The 18,092-nt window shown below is 39.5% G+C and carries 16 protein-coding genes, 2 tRNA genes and 1 riboswitch; of the genes, 17 read left to right on the top strand and 1 reads right to left on the bottom strand.

What is annotated here, in order from left to right:
- Window positions 1-12 precede the first annotated feature (12 nt).
- The 11 genes from RsY01_RS06780 to RsY01_RS06730 all read left to right on the top strand — a co-directional run bounded on the left by RsY01_RS06780 (window position 13) and on the right by RsY01_RS06730 (window position 9,263).
- Window positions 13-1,329, top strand: a complete 1,317-nt coding sequence (locus RsY01_RS06780; RefSeq protein ID WP_094784804.1) for a PTS sugar transporter subunit IIC — start codon at window positions 13-15, stop codon at window positions 1,327-1,329.
- Between the two features lie 28 nt (window positions 1,330-1,357).
- Window positions 1,358-1,642: a hypothetical protein gene (locus tag RsY01_RS06775; RefSeq protein ID WP_238594958.1), complete on the top strand. Its 285-nt coding sequence runs from the start codon at window positions 1,358-1,360 to the stop codon at window positions 1,640-1,642.
- A 104-nt stretch (window positions 1,643-1,746) separates the two neighbouring features.
- Window positions 1,747-2,826, top strand: coding sequence for a DUF871 domain-containing protein (locus RsY01_RS06770; RefSeq protein ID WP_094784802.1), 1,080 nt, complete (start codon window positions 1,747-1,749; stop codon window positions 2,824-2,826).
- A gap of 42 nt (window positions 2,827-2,868) precedes the next feature.
- Window positions 2,869-3,990: an amidohydrolase/deacetylase family metallohydrolase gene (locus tag RsY01_RS06765; RefSeq protein ID WP_094784958.1), complete on the top strand. Its 1,122-nt coding sequence runs from the start codon at window positions 2,869-2,871 to the stop codon at window positions 3,988-3,990.
- Complete coding sequence (locus RsY01_RS06760) at window positions 3,983-5,080, top strand: DgaE family pyridoxal phosphate-dependent ammonia lyase (RefSeq protein WP_094784801.1); 1,098 nt, start codon at window positions 3,983-3,985, stop codon at window positions 5,078-5,080. The genes RsY01_RS06765 and RsY01_RS06760 overlap by 8 nt, the downstream gene beginning before the upstream one ends.
- Window positions 5,081-5,115: 35 nt before the next feature.
- A complete protein-coding gene (gene dagF, locus RsY01_RS06755; protein WP_094784800.1) occupies window positions 5,116-5,856 on the top strand; it encodes a 2-dehydro-3-deoxy-phosphogluconate aldolase in 741 nt (246 codons plus the stop codon).
- 354 nt (window positions 5,857-6,210) lie between these two features.
- Window positions 6,211-6,283: transfer RNA gene (locus RsY01_RS06750), tRNA-Thr, on the top strand.
- A gap of 152 nt (window positions 6,284-6,435) precedes the next feature.
- Window positions 6,436-7,347, top strand: a complete 912-nt coding sequence (locus RsY01_RS06745) for an ATP-binding cassette domain-containing protein (protein ID WP_094784799.1) — start codon at window positions 6,436-6,438, stop codon at window positions 7,345-7,347.
- Entirely contained in the window at window positions 7,335-8,048 is a 714-nt protein-coding gene (locus RsY01_RS06740) for a hypothetical protein (RefSeq protein ID WP_094784798.1), read from the top strand. Before RsY01_RS06745 ends, RsY01_RS06740 begins: the two co-directional genes overlap by 13 nt.
- Window positions 8,048-8,800 carry an ABC transporter permease gene (locus tag RsY01_RS06735; protein WP_094784797.1) on the top strand — a complete coding sequence of 251 codons (753 nt, stop codon included), beginning with the start codon at window positions 8,048-8,050 and terminating at the stop codon, window positions 8,798-8,800. The genes RsY01_RS06740 and RsY01_RS06735 overlap by 1 nt, the downstream gene beginning before the upstream one ends.
- A 390-nt stretch (window positions 8,801-9,190) precedes the next feature.
- Window positions 9,191-9,263 (top strand) — tRNA-Thr (locus RsY01_RS06730).
- 330 nt (window positions 9,264-9,593) lie between these two features.
- On the opposite strand, the gene RsY01_RS06725 is transcribed toward RsY01_RS06730, so the two are convergent.
- A complete protein-coding gene (locus RsY01_RS06725; RefSeq protein ID WP_094784796.1) occupies window positions 9,594-10,079 on the bottom strand; it encodes a hypothetical protein in 486 nt (161 codons plus the stop codon).
- A gap of 561 nt (window positions 10,080-10,640) precedes the next feature.
- Here RsY01_RS06725 and RsY01_RS06720 point away from each other — a divergent pair.
- The 6 genes from RsY01_RS06720 (at window position 10,641) to RsY01_RS06695 (ending at window position 18,075) form a co-directional block, all read left to right on the top strand.
- Window positions 10,641-11,237: a TetR/AcrR family transcriptional regulator gene (locus RsY01_RS06720; RefSeq protein ID WP_094784795.1), complete on the top strand. Its 597-nt coding sequence runs from the start codon at window positions 10,641-10,643 to the stop codon at window positions 11,235-11,237.
- Window positions 11,238-11,334: 97 nt separating this feature from the next.
- Window positions 11,335-11,430, top strand: a riboswitch (purine riboswitch).
- 49 nt (window positions 11,431-11,479) lie between these two features.
- Window positions 11,480-12,061, top strand: coding sequence for a xanthine phosphoribosyltransferase (locus RsY01_RS06715; RefSeq protein ID WP_094784794.1), 582 nt, complete (start codon window positions 11,480-11,482; stop codon window positions 12,059-12,061).
- Between the two features lies 1 nt (window position 12,062).
- A complete protein-coding gene (locus RsY01_RS06710) occupies window positions 12,063-13,325 on the top strand; it encodes a nucleobase:cation symporter-2 family protein (RefSeq protein WP_094784793.1) in 1,263 nt (420 codons plus the stop codon).
- Window positions 13,326-13,756: 431 nt separating this feature from the next.
- The gene (gene pheS, locus RsY01_RS06705) at window positions 13,757-14,794 is read left to right on the top strand and encodes a phenylalanine--tRNA ligase subunit alpha (protein WP_094784792.1); all 1,038 of its coding nucleotides are present in this window, start codon (window positions 13,757-13,759) and stop codon (window positions 14,792-14,794) included.
- An 82-nt stretch (window positions 14,795-14,876) separates the two neighbouring features.
- Window positions 14,877-17,249 (top strand): phenylalanine--tRNA ligase subunit beta, encoded by a 2,373-nt coding sequence (pheT, locus tag RsY01_RS06700; RefSeq protein ID WP_094784791.1) that lies wholly within the window; start codon window positions 14,877-14,879, stop codon window positions 17,247-17,249.
- Between the two features lie 46 nt (window positions 17,250-17,295).
- Window positions 17,296-18,075, top strand: coding sequence for a PHP domain-containing protein (locus tag RsY01_RS06695; RefSeq protein WP_094784790.1), 780 nt, complete (start codon window positions 17,296-17,298; stop codon window positions 18,073-18,075).
- The last annotated feature ends 17 nt before the right edge of the window (window positions 18,076-18,092 follow it).

Below are 18,092 nucleotides of genomic sequence, written 5' to 3'. Positions count from 1 at the left end.
TAAGGAGTTTATATGAACGGATTAATTACGTTTTTGGAGCAAAAGGTGTCGCCAATTGCTGCCAAGGTAGGCGGACAGCGGCATATGCTTGCTGTCAGAAAAGGGATTATTTCGACCTTGCCATTGACTTTGGTTGGTTCATTCTTTGTCATTTTCCTCAATTTTCCTATTCCAGCAGTTGCTGAAAAATTGGCACCCTACTTGCCGATTTTAGACGTTCCTTATCGGTTCACAGTTGGTATTTTGGCACTTTATGCGACATTTGGGATTGCAAGTTCACTTGCGCTAAGCTATAAACTTGACCAATTAACAGCGGGAATTATTGCTGTGATGTCCTTTATCGTGACGAGTATCGTGCCTGCTCGTCTATGGGAAGATGTTTCAACTACAAATCTAGGAACAAATAAGTTAGAAATCGTTGCAGCAGGGCGTTATCTCAATATTGCCAATTTAGGTGCACAATCTCTTTTTGGTGCGATTGTTACAGCCTTAATTTCGGTTGAGATTTATCGTTTTATGAAAGTTAAAAATATCACGATTAAAATGCCAGAAGGTGTACCACCAGAAGTTGCCAATTCATTTGTTGCCTTGTTTCCTGCAGCGACTTGCTTAATTTTCTTCTGGGTTATTCGGCATATTGTTGGCTTTGATATTAATGCCACCTTATCCAATCTGTTGATGCCTTTGCAAGGATTTTTAGCGGGTAATAGCCTCTTAGGAGGTCTTCTCACAGTTCTTTTGATCTGTTCTTTCTGGATTTTGGGTATTCATGGTCCAGCGATTATGGGGCCAGTTATCCGACCTTTCTGGGAAATTTCGATTCAGCAAAATATCGATGCCTTTGCAGACCATGTACCTGCAACTGATATGCCAAATGTCTTTACAGAAATGTTTTTACAGTGGTTTGTGTGGATTGGCGGTGCCGGTGCAACACTAGCGCTGATTTGCCTATTCTTAAATTCTAAATCGGCATATTTAAAAGAATTGGGCAGAATTGGTTTCTTACCCGGCTTGTTTAATATCAATGAGCCCATCATTTTTGGTGCTCCAATTGTGATGAACCCAACGCTAGCCATACCGTTTATACTAGCACCAATGGCTATGACGGTTATTGCTTATATTGCGACGATGACTCATCTGATTCCGATGACCGTGTCAAGAACCGTCTTTACAGTACCATCACCAATTGGCGCTTGGGCTGTGACAAACTTTAATGTAATGGCAGCAATTTTGGTTGTGATTAATTTCTTCGTGAGTCTGGTCATTTATTATCCATTTTTCAAGGTGTTTGAAAAAGAACAGCTGGCCAGTGAAGCAGCGGAAGCTTAATGTCAAGATTGTAATTTAGCAAGTTAAAGTGAAGAAAGAAGAAAAGATGACTTATGATGTTGCGATTATTTCAGCGCTTACATTTATCGTCAGCCTGTTTTGTTTAGAAAAAAATCATGTGCCGACAGCCGTTAAAACACTTTCCATGTTAAAATTAGTTATCCTTTGTTTGCTAGCCATTTTACTCGCAATGGGATTGACGATTTTAACTCACCTCGTCTATTTTGTGATCATCATCTCTATGATGAGTGCCTGTACCATTTTTTGGCGCTATCACAAAAAGATGAATGACTGGGAAGATAGGAAAAATTAAGCTTTGGGTGGAAAAAGTTTGTGAATGCCCCCGTTTGGACGGAGCGTGAGCGGAGGTCAAGTTTCAAGATTTCAAGAAATGAAATCGCAGAAAGGGAGAACCACATGTTTAGAAGACTAGGCCTATCTGTTTATCCAGATAATAGTGTCTTTGAAGAAGATTTAGCCTATATTAGCTTTGCGCAAATGCAAGGTTTTGAACGTATTTTTATGTCCATGTTGGAAGTAACAGAAGGTAAGCAGGCAGTTGCTACAAAATTCTCAAAAATAATTACAGCAGCGAAAAAATTAGGTTACGAAGTGATTTTAGATATTGCACCCAATATTTTTGATGAGCTTGGCATTTCCTATGATGATTTAAGTTTTTTTGCCGAATTAGGAGCAGATGGCTTGCGTTTAGACGCTGGGTTTGATGGGAATAAGGAAGCAACCCTATCCTTCAATCCCCATGGTTTAATTATCGAGCTCAATATGAGCAATGACGTGGCCTATCTGGATAATATTTTGACTTATGAGGCAAACAAGCCTTTCATTTATGGCTGCCATAATTTTTACCCTCAAGCGGGCAGTGCCTTGCCTTTAGACTTTTTCAACGCTTGTTCAAAACGGTTCAAAAAATATGGCATTAGGACAGCAGCTTTTGTTAGCAGTCAAGTTGCGACAGGTGGACCGTGGGATATCAATGATGGCTTGCCAACACTTGAAATGCACCGTCAACTTCCGATTGAGGTACAGGCTAAACATTTGTTTGCGACAGGGTTAATTGATGATGTGATTATCGGAAATGCCTATGCTAGTGAGGAAGAATTAATCGCACTTGGTCAGCTTAATCGTTATCAAATCGAGTTTACGCTTGATTTCTTGCCAACTGTTAATCCAATAGAACGTGAAATTGCGCTAGACAATCAACATTTTAGACGCGGTGATATCACGTCACAGATGGTGCGGTCAACGCAAGTCAGAAAAGCTTATAAGGAAAGCAATCCAAAACATGACCATGATAGCATCTTCCAAAGAGGTGATATCGTGATTGGCAATGATGAGTTTGGCAAGTATAAAAATGAGTTACAAATTGTTTTAACACCACACTCAGACACTCGAAAAAATAAAATCGGCAGTATCAAAGAAACAGAACTTGTCCTTTTAGACTACGTTTTGCCATGGACAAAGTTTCGGTTTAAATGAGAGCGTTAGAGTTCTAAAAGTTAGGAAATATAAGGTATGGAGATGTATGATTTAATCATCAAAAACGCAAGAACGCTTGAAAATGCCCCTGTTGAAATTGCGATTACAGCGGGTAAAATCACAGCGATTGCGCCGGAAATCAGGGATAAAGCGAAAGACTATTTTGATGCTCAGGGAGACTTTGTATCTGCGGGCTGGATTGATGCCCATGTACATTGCTATGAAAATATGACACTTTATTATGATTATCCAGATGAAGTCGGTGTCAAAAATGGTGTCACAACTATTGTTGATGCGGGTTCAACAGGAGAAAATAATATCAAAGATTTTCGTGAAATGGCAAGAAAGGTTAAAACAAATGTTTATGCCCTCATGAATATTTCTAAGGACGGCATCGTTTCTCAAGATGAATTAGCTGATTTGACAAAAGTTAATGAAGCTAAAAATCTTGAGCGGATAGCTGAACTTGATGATTTTATCATTGGTATCAAAGCACGCATGAGCAAGAGCGTCATTGGTCAAAATGGTGTCAAACCACTCATTATGGCGAAAGAATTGCAAAAGAAAACTGATTTACCTTTGATGGTGCATATTGGTTCTGCCCCAGTTGAGCTAGAAGAACTGATGCTCTATTTGGAAGCAGGAGATATTGTAACGCATTGTTTCAATGGAAAAGATAATGGCATCTTGGATCAAAATGGACAAATCAAAGATTTTGCTAAAAAAGCTTATGAAACTGGTGTTCATTTTGATATTGGTCACGGAACAGACAGCTTCAATTTCCAAGTTGCCTTTCAAGCAAAATCAGAAGCTATCTTGGCGGATTCGATTTCAACGGATATTTACGCCAGAAATCGTCTCAATGGTCCCGTTTATAATCTTGCTACGACCATGGAAAAGTTAATCTATGTTGGCTATTCTCTCAAACAAGTTGTTGATCGCGTAACAAAAACGCCAGCTGAAGCCTTAAGATTAAAGACAAAAGGCCAGTTAGCAGTTGGGTTTGATGCTGATTTAACTTTTTTCCAAGTCAAAAATGGTGGCAATAAAGTGTTAGAGGATTCTAATCAAGAAATGGTTGAAACCACTGTACAGATTCAGCCAACAGCAGCAGTGATTGCTGGCACACTGTATGAAATAGAAAGTGAAAAAATTAATGGATAATCATGGAAAATTTGGTCTAAAAAAAGTCATCAATGCCTCTGGTAAAATGACAATTTTAGGTGTTTCTAAAGTCAGCGATCAGGTTGCAGCAGCACAAAAAGCAGCTGGCCAGACTTTTTTTGAAATGGCGGACTTAACGGTCAAGTCAGGACAATATGTTGCTGATTTATTGGGCGCTGAAAATGCGACAATTGTGTCAAGTGCGAGTAGTGGGATTGCTTTATCGACAGCCGCTGTCATTGGGCAAGGAGATGTCTACCATACTTATCACCATTTGACAGATCGCATTAGCAAACGTGAGATTATTATTCCTAAAGGTCATAATGTCAATTATGGTACAGGTGTTGAAGTCATGGTCACACTTGGCGGTGGCAAACTTGTCGAGGCGGGGTGGGCAAATGAATGCACGCCAGAGCAAGTCGAAATTGAGATAACAGACAAGACCGCAGCTTTGCTCTATATTAAGAGTCATCACACAGTTCAAAAAAGCATGTTGACGATTCCGCAAATGTCTGAGATTGCTAAAAAATATGGTCTGCCTTTGATTGTTGATGTAGCAGCCGAAGAAGATTTGAAAAAATACTATGCCCAAGGGGCTGATTTGGTCATTTATTCAGGTGCTAAAGCGATTGAAGCGCCGTCAAGTGCTGTTGTTGTAGGGCGTAACCCTTATGTTCCATGGGTTCAACTTCAAAATAAAGGCATCGGTCGTGCCATGAAAATCGGTAAGGATAATATTATCGGATTTGTGACGGCTTTAGAGGAATACTTGTCAAATGGTAGTGAGTCTGGCGAACACATGATTGCTAGATTAACACCATTTATCGACCAACTCAATGCTATCTCTGGTTTGTCGGCGCAACTTGTTCAAGATTCTGCGGGTCGGGATATTTTCAGGGCGAGTGTCAAAGTGACCTCAGACAAGCTGTCAGCCTTGGCAGTAATTTCAGCTCTAAAAGTAGGAGATTTAGCAATTTACACCCGTGAATATCAAGCCAATAACGGCATCATAGAATTTGATATTCGCGCTGTTGATGCGGCAGAAATGACCGCAATTATCACAAAATTACAGACGATTATGGCATCTTGAGTAGCTACCAGATCGTATAAGGAGAGAAAAATACAATGAAAAAAACACCTAACTACCTTGAAGACCGGCTTTGCTTGAACGTTTTGGCAAATTCAGTTGAAAATGCCAAAGCCTGCTACGATGCCGCGCAAGGGCATGTTGTCCTTGGCGTACTGTCAAAAAATTATGACACAGATGAGGCAGCGATTGAAGACATGCAGCGCTATATTGAGGCGACGGATAACGCTTTGTCAGTCGGACTTGGCGCAGGCGACCCCAATCAATCAGCAATGGTCGCTCGTTTATCAAAAGTTTTACAACCACAGCACGTCAACCAAGTTTTCACAGGCGTTGGTGCCAGTCGTGCACTTTTAGGGCAAGATGAGACCATCATCAATGGTCTTGTATCACCAACAGGTACAGTCGGCATGGTTAATCTAGCGACAGGTCCGCTATCCTCACAAGCACCAGCAGGCATCGTGCCGATTGAAACAGCGATTGCTTTGCTGAAAGATATGGGCGGCAGCTCAATTAAATTCTTCAATATGAAAGGACTTGCACATATTGAAGAATATAAAGCAGTAGCGAAAGCTTGTGCTGAAAATGATTTCTATCTTGAACCAACTGGTGGCATTGATTTAGAGAACTTCCAAGAAATCGTCCAAATCGCTGTCGATGCAGGTGTTAAGAAAATTATCCCACACGTTTATTCATCTATCATTGACAAAACAACAGGCGATACAAAAGTTGAAGATGTTCAAACATTGCATGCGATGATGGCGGAAACTTTGAAATAAAACACAAGTAAAGATAGGTGAAAAAATCTATCTTTATTTTTTTAATAAAATTTCTTGTCAAACTGCCGATTTTTAGGTAAAATGATAGGGTAGAAGTTCGAGGCACTGCCTCGAATCTGCGGATAAAGAAAATCGTAGAATTTCCTCCGCATGTTGCTCTTTCCTGAAGAACAACGCTTTTAAAATTTCTAATCCCAAATATGAATTCCTCCCGCTGAAATAGCTCAGTTGGTAGAGTTCGAGGCACTGCCTCGAATCTGCGGATAAAGAAATTCGAAGAATTTCCACCGTATGTTGCTCTTTAATGACTAGCAATACCTCTAAAATTTCTTACACACAATCAAATTTAATCCCGCTGAAATAGCTCAGTTGGTAGAGCAACGCACTCGTAACGCGTAGGTCGCAGGTTCGATCCCTGTTTTCAGCATAAAAAAGCCTTACATGATTGTTGTCGTGTAAGGCTTTTAGGAAAGAATGAGCAGTGATTGGAATGAAAATGTTTCCCTACTTCCTCCGCTTAAAGATGGCTGTCAATCATCTTTGAGAAAAAAATTCATCTTGAAAATATAAGGAGAGAAAATGAGTCTTGAGGTTATTGATGGACAGATAAGAAAAGGGGAGTTTCATTTAGACAATCTCAATCTTAACTTTGATTCTGGTTCTTATCATATTATTCTTGGAAAGAATGGGTCAGGCAAAACACAGTTACTCAAAACATTGATTGGTCTGAATTATCTTAGCTCGGGCGTTTTAAAGGTTGATGATTTACCTGTTACTATAAAGAATAAAAAGCACTATTTAAAATCAATTAATTATGTTTCTGCGGATGCAAGACAACTTTTTCCAGAACTAACAGGTTGGGAAAATTGTCTGTTTTTTGCTAGGCTTTATGGTATTAAAAAGGAGAAAGCGAAAGAAAAAATTCAAAAATTAGCGAATGATTTTGAGCTGACAAATCAGGATTTGGAAAAAACATTGTCGGTCTATTCAAACGGTATGTTACAAAAATTACATTTCATTCGTGCTTTTTTAAATGAGCCTAAAATTATTTTTCTTGATGAGCCAACAACTGGGCTAGATATAATACAAACTAAAAAGATGTATGAGATATTGAAAAATAAACAGAAAGACGGTCTAACTATTATCAGTGTGGAACATAACTTGGCTGAAGTTAGTCAGTATGTTGATACTGTAACAATGGTTGCGGATGCGTCGATTGTTTTTTCTCAAAGTAAAGACGAGTTGATGAATAGGTATCCCAAAGTACTGCAATTTATTGATTTTGATGTTAGTAATGAACAGGAGATAAGGGAGACGCTTTTAGAAAAAGGGCAATTATTATTTTCTGATACGCCAGAAAATAATTTAATTCAAAGGTTCGTTAGTCCAAATGAGATAAATATCCCTCATCATCAGATAATTCGATCTGGTGAAAGAGCAACAAATTTATCAGATGTTTTTAGAATTGAAAGTAGAGAATGGCTAAAATGATTGGTGCTGTTACCTTACTTTTAACGAAGAAAATTTTATTGGATAAAGAAAATATCATTCAAACTTTTGTCAGAATACCGTTTTCTTTAATTTTCCCGATACTTTTTCTAGTTCGTTTTTTACATCTAGGTCAAAACAATATCATTGTATCAGTGATGATTTGGACGTGTTGCTCGACTGTTTTTTTTGACAGCTATTTGATAGCAGATTATGAGTTAAAAAATAATTATGCAACTTATATCACGTTGACAGGGCGTTCCTATTACAGTTTTAGGGTACTGTCTAATTGTCTATTATTGGCAATCAATGCGATGTTATATAGTATTTTGATTGGGATACTCATCTTATTAGAAGTAGTAGAGGTCAAGCAGTTAGCTTTCAGTCCCCTATTATTGATCGCTTTTTCTGTCCTTATCTCTGTCAATTTTATCAACTCTTTACAAATCAAATTTAAAGAGAAACAGATTTTCAATATTTTTAATAGTTTCATTGATATATTATTTATTGTATCAGGTATCATGTTTCCCATTCACTTTTTTGGTCAGAGTGCGACATTCCTTTATTTGATTCCGACCGCATTGCCATTTTCTTTATTGAATGGTGAAACAGAGATTTCATGGATTGAACCTGTTTTATTCATACTATCAATATCATTGATAGTCTATATGACAAATCAAAATTTTAAGGCAGGAAATGGCTGATGTCTCTATTATATTTATTGCAAATCAGATTTAAGTTACTGTTTAAAAATAGTGTGGATACCCTATCTATTCAGGTCAGAACGTTGACGACATTGTTACCAATTTTAATCATGACGATAGTAGGAACATCACAAAATGACAAAACCAGTTTTGTTTTAGTTTCTTTTTTATTGACTTTGTTTATCGGGAATAATGTGATTATGTGTAGCATTTATGCTATGGAAGAAAAACGCATGGGTAGAGGAAGTTATTATCAAGTGATGGGAATTAGTCCCAATAGGATTATACTTGGCAATATGATCCCTTGGATAATGATTTCCTTTTTTTCAAACATTTTAGCTTTCAGTATCTCAAGTTACTTTTTTCATATTTCTGTTTTATCAAGTAAGTTGTTTGAGATGATATTGATTATCCTAATTTTGACGATTCAAAGTTATTGCATTGGTTTTGTAGTTGCCTATTTTGCGGTCAAAAGAAATAATATTAAAACAACTTTTTATATGTTTAGTATCATTCAATTCTTCTCGGGCTATATCTATCCAGTTGACTATATTCCGATACCACTTAGATATTTAGTATATACCAATCCATTTTTTTACGGTATTGACGGTTTTAGGCAATTACTTCATTTGGATTATTTTTTGAATATCTCTTTTCAGAGTAAAATGGGTTTGATATTTTTGATGACGGTGTTGTTGTTAGTAGGTGTTAAAGTTATTTCTGCTATGAGTTGGCAGTGGGATAATGCTTAGGTGAAATGTTTAATTGTAAGGTATCAAAGTCACAAATGTTTAAGACAAATTCAAAAACAAAGTCGTTGAACTTTGCTTTTTTGTCTTATATCAATCAAGATTGGCTAAAAAGTACTCTTGAAAAGTAAATTATTCTTTGATATAATCAATATAGTTCATTAAGGGAGCGGTAGCAACCCCACCTCATGCTGCCCTTTAAAATAAGAGTAGAGTGAGCTAAATTCCTATCTTAAACAAAATGATTAACCCGCCGCAATAGCTCAGTCGGTAGAGTTCGGGGCACTGCCCCGAATCTGCGGAAAGGGAATTTGCAAAATTCCCACCTCACGCTGCTCTTTAAAATAAGAGTAGAGTGAGCTAAATTCCTATCTTAAACAAAATAATCAACCCGCCGCAATAGCTCAGTCGGTAGAGCAGCACCATGGTAAGGTGAAGGTCGTCAGTTCGATTCTGATTTGTGGCATATAAGTCTTTAAGCCCACTTCAAGTCTTTTTTTAGTCTTTTTTGTCCATTTTTGCATGATTTTTTAATTATCAGAACGCATCCATTTGTTTTATGTTTGAATTTTTTTGGTAAAATTATCTTTTTTTAGGTACTAATAATATCAGAAGTAAAAACGATATAACCTAAGTTTATTTAAATCTCGCTGTGCATATTCTTTGTTTCTATAATTTAGATATACATTGTTTTTTGTTTAGGATATCAATAAAAAGAAGCTTCATACAATACTTGGCTTCTTTTTATATTAGATAAACAGACTAAAAATCTATAAACAGAAATTGTAAGATTATATTAATCCTTTCCATAGCACCATGCATTCGCACTAATCGTTTTATAGCTCCATTTTCCACTCAATGTAATGTGTTGAGTGGTTTTCATTTTGTAAGATGTATTGGAATTAACTGATCCGTATTTGGCTATAACTGCATTTCTTTCAGCTTTTCCTACAATGTTCCAAGAAACCATGTCGCTTCCTTTTACCCAGAAGTAACTTGTTGTATAATAACCAACTTTTCCATCACTTACACTCTCACCCTCTTTCCATTTTGTCCCTGCACTAGCTCTCAAAAATGGGTTTGCATTTCTGAGATAAAATGAATCAATTTGAACATTGATATCGTTAATGTCAGTAATATTCTCAAATACTATAGGCTGTCCGGAATCATTAGATGAACCAATTTTTGAAATGTCATCATTTGCATGAATTGTTGCAGTGCCACCTATTCCAATTCCAAGAAATAAAGTGCAACACAAAAATACTTTAGCTAATTTTCTCATTGTCAATTCTCCTTATATAAAATTTATTTATTCTTATCCGCTTGTTCTTTTAACCATTTTGCCTCTAAGACAGTTCCCCAGGCTCCTAAGCCAATAAGAATAAGAGAGCCAACGATTTTTAAAACACCCATACTTTTCACTCCTCTATTAGTTAAAAGTTTTTCCAAAATAAAGCTGGTCATACAACAGATAACAATACATTAACAACTGCTACTCTCTGTAATCATAACTACAATATAAGATAAAAATAATTTTGAAAATCAGGAAATAAGCTGATCAGTCTTTTGCCATGGTCATAGCATTTTTTATTTCAAGGTTCTTAAAAAGATCCCTTTATCTTACAGCTTCATTTTAACATATCAAAAATAGAAGCTTCAAGTTTTAGCGTGTGACACAGTGTCACTTTCGATACTTCTAAATAGTTGAAAAATAGGAGGTTTTAACCCCATAATAGTGAAAATTAGGGGACATGCTGTCTCTTTTTAGATAGAAAAACCATAAATTCTGATAAATTTTTGTTATAATTTAACTATCTAATAGTAGTTAGAGGGGGGGATTTTTATGGTAATCATCAGTGAGACACAGTTAAGGATTATCGATTCGTTTTTCTTAATAGCTGAGGAAAATGGTACAGTTCAAAAAATAACCATGCAACAGATAGCTGAAAGGGCAGGGATTAGACGACAAAATATTTACAAAAATCATTTTAATGGGATTGAGGATATTATTCAGACGGTTCATCTCTTAATTGCGCGTGACTGTAAACAAAAAATGTCAACATTTATCGCAAGTCATGACCAAGATATGCTGTTATTCATAGCTAAGGAGATACTTCCAATTCTTTACGCTAAAAGGAGGTGGTTAAAAAACCTCTATAATCCATCACTTGATCCAGATTGGGTGCCATTTTTGTATCAACAGTATTTACCGCTTGTTCAGGTTTATTTTGAAAATCGGCTTGACCATGTATGCGCTGAGTTAGGGATTACTTCTGAGTTCCTATATCATTTAATCATAGGTAATATCCTAACGATTATCAGCTGTTGGTTGACGAGTGATAAGCCAGAACCTCCCTCTATTTTTCAAAAAAAATTCTTGAAACTTGCAGCCCAATCACTGAATCATTTGCTGAATTTTGAGGCATCTGATGTAGATTAAAATTAGTGCTTGTAGTCAAAACACTTTTGACAAAAATAATGCTAAAATGTTACAATTAAAAATAATAAGAGTGTAAAACCTCTTGATAACATCAAAATAATCTTAAAAAATAACAGCTTATTTATGCTCGTAATCGGTCGAGCGTCTCTACTTGGCACCGGAATGCCAAACAATAAGCAAGGAGTCAGGCTCTTTGCGTTTTTTCGCAGAGCCTTTTTTATTTAATGAATAGAAAGTTGAAGATGGAAGCACTAATTTCAAGAATTAAGCGTGATGGCACAGTTTTGGGAGATGATATCCTCAAAGTCGATAGTTTTTTAACCCACCAAGTTGACCCTAAATTGATGCGTCAAATTGGCAAAATGTTCGCGCAAAAATTTGCGGACAGTGGGATTACTAAAGTCGTGACAATCGAAGCCAGTGGCAATGTGCCCGCAGCTTATGTTGCCGAAGAACTTAACATCCCGATGATTTTCGCTAAAAAAGCCAAGAACGTGACCATGAATGACGAATTGCTGACTGCCGAAGTTTACTCTTTCACGAAAAAAATCACGTCAACCGTTCAAATCTCACGTAAGTTCTTGTCAGAAAATGACAAAGTCTTGATTATTGATGATTTCTTGGCAAATGGGCAAGCAGCACTGGGCTTGATTAATATTTTAAAAGAAGCAGGCGCGCAAATCGCAGGCGTCGGTATCGTGATTGAAAAATCATTTCAGACGGGTCGTGCTTTGGTCGAAGAAACGGGCATACCTGTTGTCAGCCTAGCTAGAATTGCAGGATTTGAACAAGGACAAGTCGTCTTTGCGGAGGCGGATCTATAACATGAAAACGCAAGAAATCAAACATTCTAAATCAGCAGTTCTCGGTCTGCAACACTTGCTCGCCATGTATTCGGGCTCTATCCTAGTGCCAATCATGATAGCAGGCGCACTCGGCTACTCTACTAAAGAACTGACCTACCTCATCTCGACGGATATTTTCATGTGTGGGATTGCGACATTCCTACAACTCCAAGTTAATAAATACTTCGGCATCGGCTTACCCGTCGTCCTTGGTGTCGCTTTCCAATCTGTTGCCCCCCTATCAATCATCGGTGCCAAACACGGTTCAGGTGCGATTTTTGGCTCCATCATCGTCTCAGGGCTGATTGTCGTCCTCATTTCAGGCGTTTTCTCGAAAATTCGCAAGTTTTTCCCGCCGCTCGTCACAGGGAGCGTCATCACAACGATTGGCCTCACGCTGATTCCAGTTGCCATCGGCAACATGGGTAACAATAGCCCCAAACCAGAGCTTTCCAGCGTGATTTTAGCGGTCATTACCATCCTTGTCATCTTGCTGATTCATGCGCTCACGACAGGGTTCGTCCGCTCCATCGCCATCCTCATCGGGCTCATCATCGGCACCGTCGTCGCTGCCTGCCTGGGTCTCGTCGACTTCGCACCAATCGCGCAAGCACCGTTGCTCCATATCCCGACACCATTTTTCTTTGGAAAACCCATCTTTGATTTCTCGTCGATTTTGATGATGACGATTATCTCTTTGGTGTCCATGGTGGAGTCGACGGGCGTCTACCTCGCACTTTCAGACATCACAGGGGACGACATCTCTGAAATACGGTTGCGAAATGGCTACCGGGCGGAAGGTTTGGCAGTCGCATTGGGTGGTATTTTCAACACCTTCCCTTATACAGGTTTTTCACAAAATGTCGGCTTGGTTCAATTATCCGGCATCAAAACCCGCCGTCCGATTTTCTACACAGCAGGTTTTCTAATGATTTTAGGCCTGCTACCCAAATTCGGTGCCTGTGCTCAAATTATCCCCGCACCTGTTCTGGGTGGTGCCATGTTAGTTATGTTTGGCATGGTCACAATTCAAGGGATTCGGATGTTAGGGCGTGTTGATTTTGAAAATGAACACAACCTCCTCATCGCAGCCATGGCAGTCGCGTCAGGTGTCGGCTTTAATGGGACAACACTTTTCCAAGCGCTACCTGATACGGTGGAAATGTTCCTTAATAACGGGATTGTCATGGCAACGCTTGTCGCGATTATTTTGAATTTGATTTTTAATCGGGAAAAGGATTAAATATTGGTAATTGTAACTGCCTAGGAAAGTTGACAGACCCGGCTAAATTTAGTATGATTTTCTTATACATTGAAAAGAGTAGCAGACTGATAAGTTGACAGGGAGAATGGTTGTGACTGAGAGCCATTTAGCGGCAGGTTTGTGAAGTTCACTTCAATCAAGATATTGATGCGACTGTTCTGAGGTGTAGAAAATTAGGGATTTGCCGTAAATAAGCGTCGCTTATGCGGACAAATCATCTATTTTCCTAACCTCAAGGCGCAGAAATTCAATTTCAATCAAATTAAATAATGATAATTAAGCTAGAAATAATCTAGGAATTAGGATGGTACCGCGGTTTTCGCTCCTTTACGTTGGAGTGATGACGGCGGTATTTTTCTTGTCATTGCTTAAATAACAAAAGTAAATGCCAAAATAGAAAGAAGATAAAATTGACTTTACAAGAAAAAATCGCTGATTTGCGTACACATGCACTTGAAAAATTGCCCAAAATTGCTGATGAAAAAACGCTGAATGATTTCCGAGTTTCGGTTCTAGGTAAAAAAGGTGAATTGACGGATATTCTCAAAGGAATGAAGGACTTATCAAATGAAGAACGCCCTAAATTAGGCGCTCTGGCTAATGAGTTCAGAGATGAAATCACCAGTCTTTTAGAAAGCAAAAAGTCTGAAATTGAAGCCACGATCATTGCCAAAAAGCTTGAAAATGAGACACTTGATGTAACTTTGCCGGGTAAAAAAGTAGCCAAAGGCAATCGTCATATTTTGACCCAAACGACGGAAGAAATCGAAGATATTTTCCTTGGCATGGGCTATCAAATTGTTGATGGGTACGAAGTTGAGACAGATTACTATAACTTTGAGCGTATGAATTTGCCTAAGGATCACCCGGCGCGTGATATGCAGGATACTTTTTATATTACTTCTGATATTTTGTTGCGAACACACACTAGTCCTGTGCAAGCGCGGACAATGGATGCCCACGACTTTACCAAAGGCCCACTTAAAATGATTTCGCCAGGACGTGTTTACCGTCGTGATACGGATGATGCGACACACAGTCATCAATTCCACCAAATCGAGGGGCTTGTCATTGACGAAAATATCGCCATGAGTGACCTCAAGGGTACGTTGGATACGCTTGTCAAGAAAATGTTTGGCGCCGAACGTAAAATCCGTCTGCGCCCTAGCTACTTCCCATTTACAGAGCCATCTGTCGAAGCGGATATTTCATGTTTCAAATGTGGCGGTAAAGGCTGTAATGTTTGTAAAATGACCGGCTGGATCGAAGTCCTCGGCGCTGGTATGGTGCACCCGAATGTCCTTGAAATGGCTGGCATCGATAGTCAGAAGTATTCTGGTTTTGCCTTTGGCTTGGGTCAAGAGCGGATTGCCATGTTGAGATATGGGATTAATGATATTCGTGGTTTTTATCTTGGTGATGCTCGGATGAGTGAGCAGTTTAAATAGCATGATACTGACAGCGGTGCGCCGAAGTCGTAACTGTCTGTAAAAGTTAGCATGAAGTCGAAATAAGGAGAAAGTCTATAAAATGCAAGTATCATACAATTGGTTAAAAGAGCTCGTCAACATTGATGTGACCTCACATGACCTATCAGAAAAAATGTCAACCAGCGGAATTGAAGTTGAGGGTGTTGAAACACGTGCCCAAGGCCTATCAAAATTAGTCGTCGGCGAAGTATTAAGCACAGAAATCATTCCAGAAACGCACTTGACCATCTGTCAAGTCAACATTGGCGAAGAGCAGCCAACACAAATCGTCTGTGGTGCGCCCAACATTAAAGCGGGTATCCAAGTCATCGTTGCCCTACCAGGTGCGCGAATTGCAGGCAATCACAAAATCAAAAAAGGCAAAATCCGTGGCGTTGAAAGTCTCGGCATGATCTGCAGCCTCCAAGAAATCGGCTTCCCAGAAAACATCGTTCCCAAAGCCTATGCGGAAGGGATTTATTACCTACTAGCTGATGCTGAAAATGGGGCAGAAATTTTTGACACCCTAGAGATGAATGATGAGGTGTTGGAACTTTCCATCACACCCAACCGTGCCGATGCACTATCTATGCGTGGTGTGGCGCATGAAGTCGCAGCGATTTATGATAACAAACAAGTCAAATTTGACGAAAAAGTCGTCACAGAATCTGACACCAAAACATCAGAAAAAATCGCAGTGGACGTCACGACAGACAAAGTCTTGACCTACAAAATGCGCATTATCGAAGGTATCACCATTGCCCCAAGTCCTCAGTGGCTCCAAAACCGCCTGATGAACGAAGGCATCCGCCCGATTAACAATGTCGTGGACGTGACCAACTACGTGCTCCTCTACTTTGGTCAACCGCTTCACGCCTTTGATTATGCTAAGTTCGACGAGAAGAAAATTCTCGTTCGTCAAGCTGAAAATGGTGAAAAACTGACGACATTGGATGGCGCAGTGCGCGATTTAGCAGTGGAAGACATTGTCATCACAGTGGGAGGTCAACCTGTGGCGCTTGCGGGTGTGATGGGAGGCGAAAACACTGAAATTACAGACAGCTCAACCAGTGTTGCCCTTGAGTCAGCGATTTTTGACGGGACATCTATCCGTAAAACGTCTCAAAAATTCAACCTCCGTTCTGAATCAAGTGCCCGTTTTGAAAAAGGCATCAACCATGCTGATGTAGAAGTGGCTTTGGACTACGCAGCTGCCATGATTGTTGAACTGGCAGGCGGCACGATTACTTCTGGCGTTGTGTCAAGCAATGACTATGTTGCCCAAGAGGTAACGGTATCAATTACACTTGATAAAATCAATCGTGCGCTTGGCTTGACGCTCAACTCAGCAGATGTTGTGGCGATTTTCGATAAACTTGGCTTTGCAACAAGTGTTGCTGGTGAGACTTTCGCAGTAACAGTCCCACCACGCCGTTGGGATATCGCAATCGAGGCTGACCTTGTCGAAGAAGTGGCACGGATTTATGGCTATGACAATATTCCCAATACCTTGCCACAAGCTGGCAACACGATTGGCGAATTGACACCGATGCAAGCCTTCCGCCGTGACGTTCGGACGACTCTTGAAGGTGCTGGTTTGTCAGAAGTGATTTCTTATTCCTTGACGACAGCTGAAAAAGCCGTGCAATTCACGACATTGCCAACTGAACATCTCACAGCACTTGCTATGCCAATGAGTGAAGAACGCAGCACACTCCGTTTGAATCTTATCAGTGGGATGCTAGACATCGTGCGTTATAACTTGGCGCGTGGCAATGACACGCTCGCTGTCTATGAAATCGGTCAAGTCTTTGCGAAATTTGGCAACGAAACGGACAACCGCCCGACAGAATTACCACAGGTTGCCATTGCCATGACTGGTAAAGACTATGATTTCTATGCTGCCAAAGGTGTGGTTGAAAATCTCCTTGTTAAATTTGACAAGGTGCGTTTTGAAGCAGATCAGTCTATTGCTGAACTCCATCCGGGTCGGACAGCACGTATCTTAGTTGATAGTGTTGAGGTTGGTTTCATCGGTCAAGTTCATCCAACGACTGCCAAAGCCTACGACATTCCCGTAACTTATGTGGCGAATCTTGATTTGACTGCCTTGTTAGAAAAACAACCCGCACAAGTCATCTTCACGGATATTCCGAAATTCCAAGCCTCTAAACGCGATATGGCGCTCTTGGTTGACCGGACTGCGACCAACCAAGCAATTCTCGATGTGATTACATCAAGCAAGGTCAAAACATTGATTAAGGCTGAACTTTTCGATGTCTATACCGGCGAAAATGTCGCAGCAGACAAAAAATCATTGGCCTATACCTTGACTTTCCAATCAGCTGACAATCAATTAACAGATGATGACATCACAGCAGCTGTGACTAAAATCACGAAGAAATTAGTCGAGTTTGGTGCTGAAATTAGATAACCTGTCAAACCTACGTCAAGTGGGTTTTTCTTGAAGGGGAGACACTATGACTTATTACGACCAACATTTGCATACCCACCATTCCTATGATTCTGAAGAAAATTTCGAAGCTTATTTGAAAAATGCAACAGGCTATGTCGTGACGACAGAGCATTTCGATGTGGCTAATCCTGTCACGGGTCACACAGATGCACCTGATTATGCAACGTATTCGGCTGAAATTGACCGGTTAAATCTCAAATATGGCAACCGAATTTTAAAAGGCATTGAAATTGGCTATTATCAACCTAAAGAAGCAGAAATTTTAACCTATTTAGCAGATAAAACCTATGATTTGAAGCTCTTATCCGTTCATCACAATGGCGAATTTGACTACTTGGATGAGTTTATCGCTGAGATGGCTTTTGATACGATATTCAGTCGCTATCTGGACGAGTTAAGCGATGCCATTGACCAAAATGATAAGATTCAGGCGCACGTTCTAGCCCATTTTGATTACGGTATCCGGCTATTTGAGGTCGAGCCTGCCGCACTTGACAAGCATAAAAGAAAATTGACCGAAATTTTCCAGAAAATGATTGCTGCAGACCTTGCTTTTGAAATTAATGCCAAGTCGACACATTTATACCATCATTTAGACCTCTATACTTATGCTCTGAAAATGGTGCTAGAGCTTGGTGGGACCTTGTTTACATTAGGGTCAGATGGCCACAAACTCGAACACTATGAGCTGGCTTTCGATGAATTAAAGCTCTGGCTTAAAGCACAGGGTGTCCATCAGCTGGTCACCTTTCATGGCGGTAGCCGCCACTTTGTTACAATTTAGCAACATTTGACGCCGAA

The organism is Pseudolactococcus reticulitermitis, assembly GCF_002260845.1.
GTDB lineage: Bacteria > Bacillota > Bacilli > Lactobacillales > Streptococcaceae > Pseudolactococcus > Pseudolactococcus reticulitermitis.
Note: the sequence above shows the minus strand (reverse complement) of the source record. Positions and strands in the feature narration are given on the sequence as shown.

Excerpts from the sequence above, each read along its gene's own strand:
- RsY01_RS06710 (WP_094784793.1), top strand. The coding sequence starts at position 12,063 with ATGAAAACGCAAGAAATCAAACATTCTAAATCAGCAGTTCTCGGTCTG.
- RsY01_RS06740 (WP_094784798.1), top strand. The coding sequence starts at position 7,335 with ATGGCTAAAATGATTGGTGCTGTTACCTTACTTTTAACGAAGAAAATT.
- RsY01_RS06720 (WP_094784795.1), top strand. The coding sequence starts at position 10,641 with ATGGTAATCATCAGTGAGACACAGTTAAGGATTATCGATTCGTTTTTC.
- RsY01_RS06770 (WP_094784802.1), top strand. The coding sequence starts at position 1,747 with ATGTTTAGAAGACTAGGCCTATCTGTTTATCCAGATAATAGTGTCTTT.
- RsY01_RS06715 (WP_094784794.1), top strand. The coding sequence starts at position 11,480 with ATGGAAGCACTAATTTCAAGAATTAAGCGTGATGGCACAGTTTTGGGA.
- RsY01_RS06725 (WP_094784796.1), bottom strand. The coding sequence starts at position 10,079 with ATGAGAAAATTAGCTAAAGTATTTTTGTGTTGCACTTTATTTCTTGGA.
- RsY01_RS06780 (WP_094784804.1), top strand. The coding sequence starts at position 13 with ATGAACGGATTAATTACGTTTTTGGAGCAAAAGGTGTCGCCAATTGCT.
- RsY01_RS06745 (WP_094784799.1), top strand. The coding sequence starts at position 6,436 with ATGAGTCTTGAGGTTATTGATGGACAGATAAGAAAAGGGGAGTTTCAT.
- RsY01_RS06735 (WP_094784797.1), top strand. The coding sequence starts at position 8,048 with ATGTCTCTATTATATTTATTGCAAATCAGATTTAAGTTACTGTTTAAA.
- RsY01_RS06765 (WP_094784958.1), top strand. The coding sequence starts at position 2,869 with ATGTATGATTTAATCATCAAAAACGCAAGAACGCTTGAAAATGCCCCT.
- dagF (WP_094784800.1), top strand. The coding sequence starts at position 5,116 with ATGAAAAAAACACCTAACTACCTTGAAGACCGGCTTTGCTTGAACGTT.
- RsY01_RS06695 (WP_094784790.1), top strand. The coding sequence starts at position 17,296 with ATGACTTATTACGACCAACATTTGCATACCCACCATTCCTATGATTCT.
- RsY01_RS06760 (WP_094784801.1), top strand. The coding sequence starts at position 3,983 with ATGGATAATCATGGAAAATTTGGTCTAAAAAAAGTCATCAATGCCTCT.
- pheT (WP_094784791.1), top strand. The coding sequence starts at position 14,877 with ATGCAAGTATCATACAATTGGTTAAAAGAGCTCGTCAACATTGATGTG.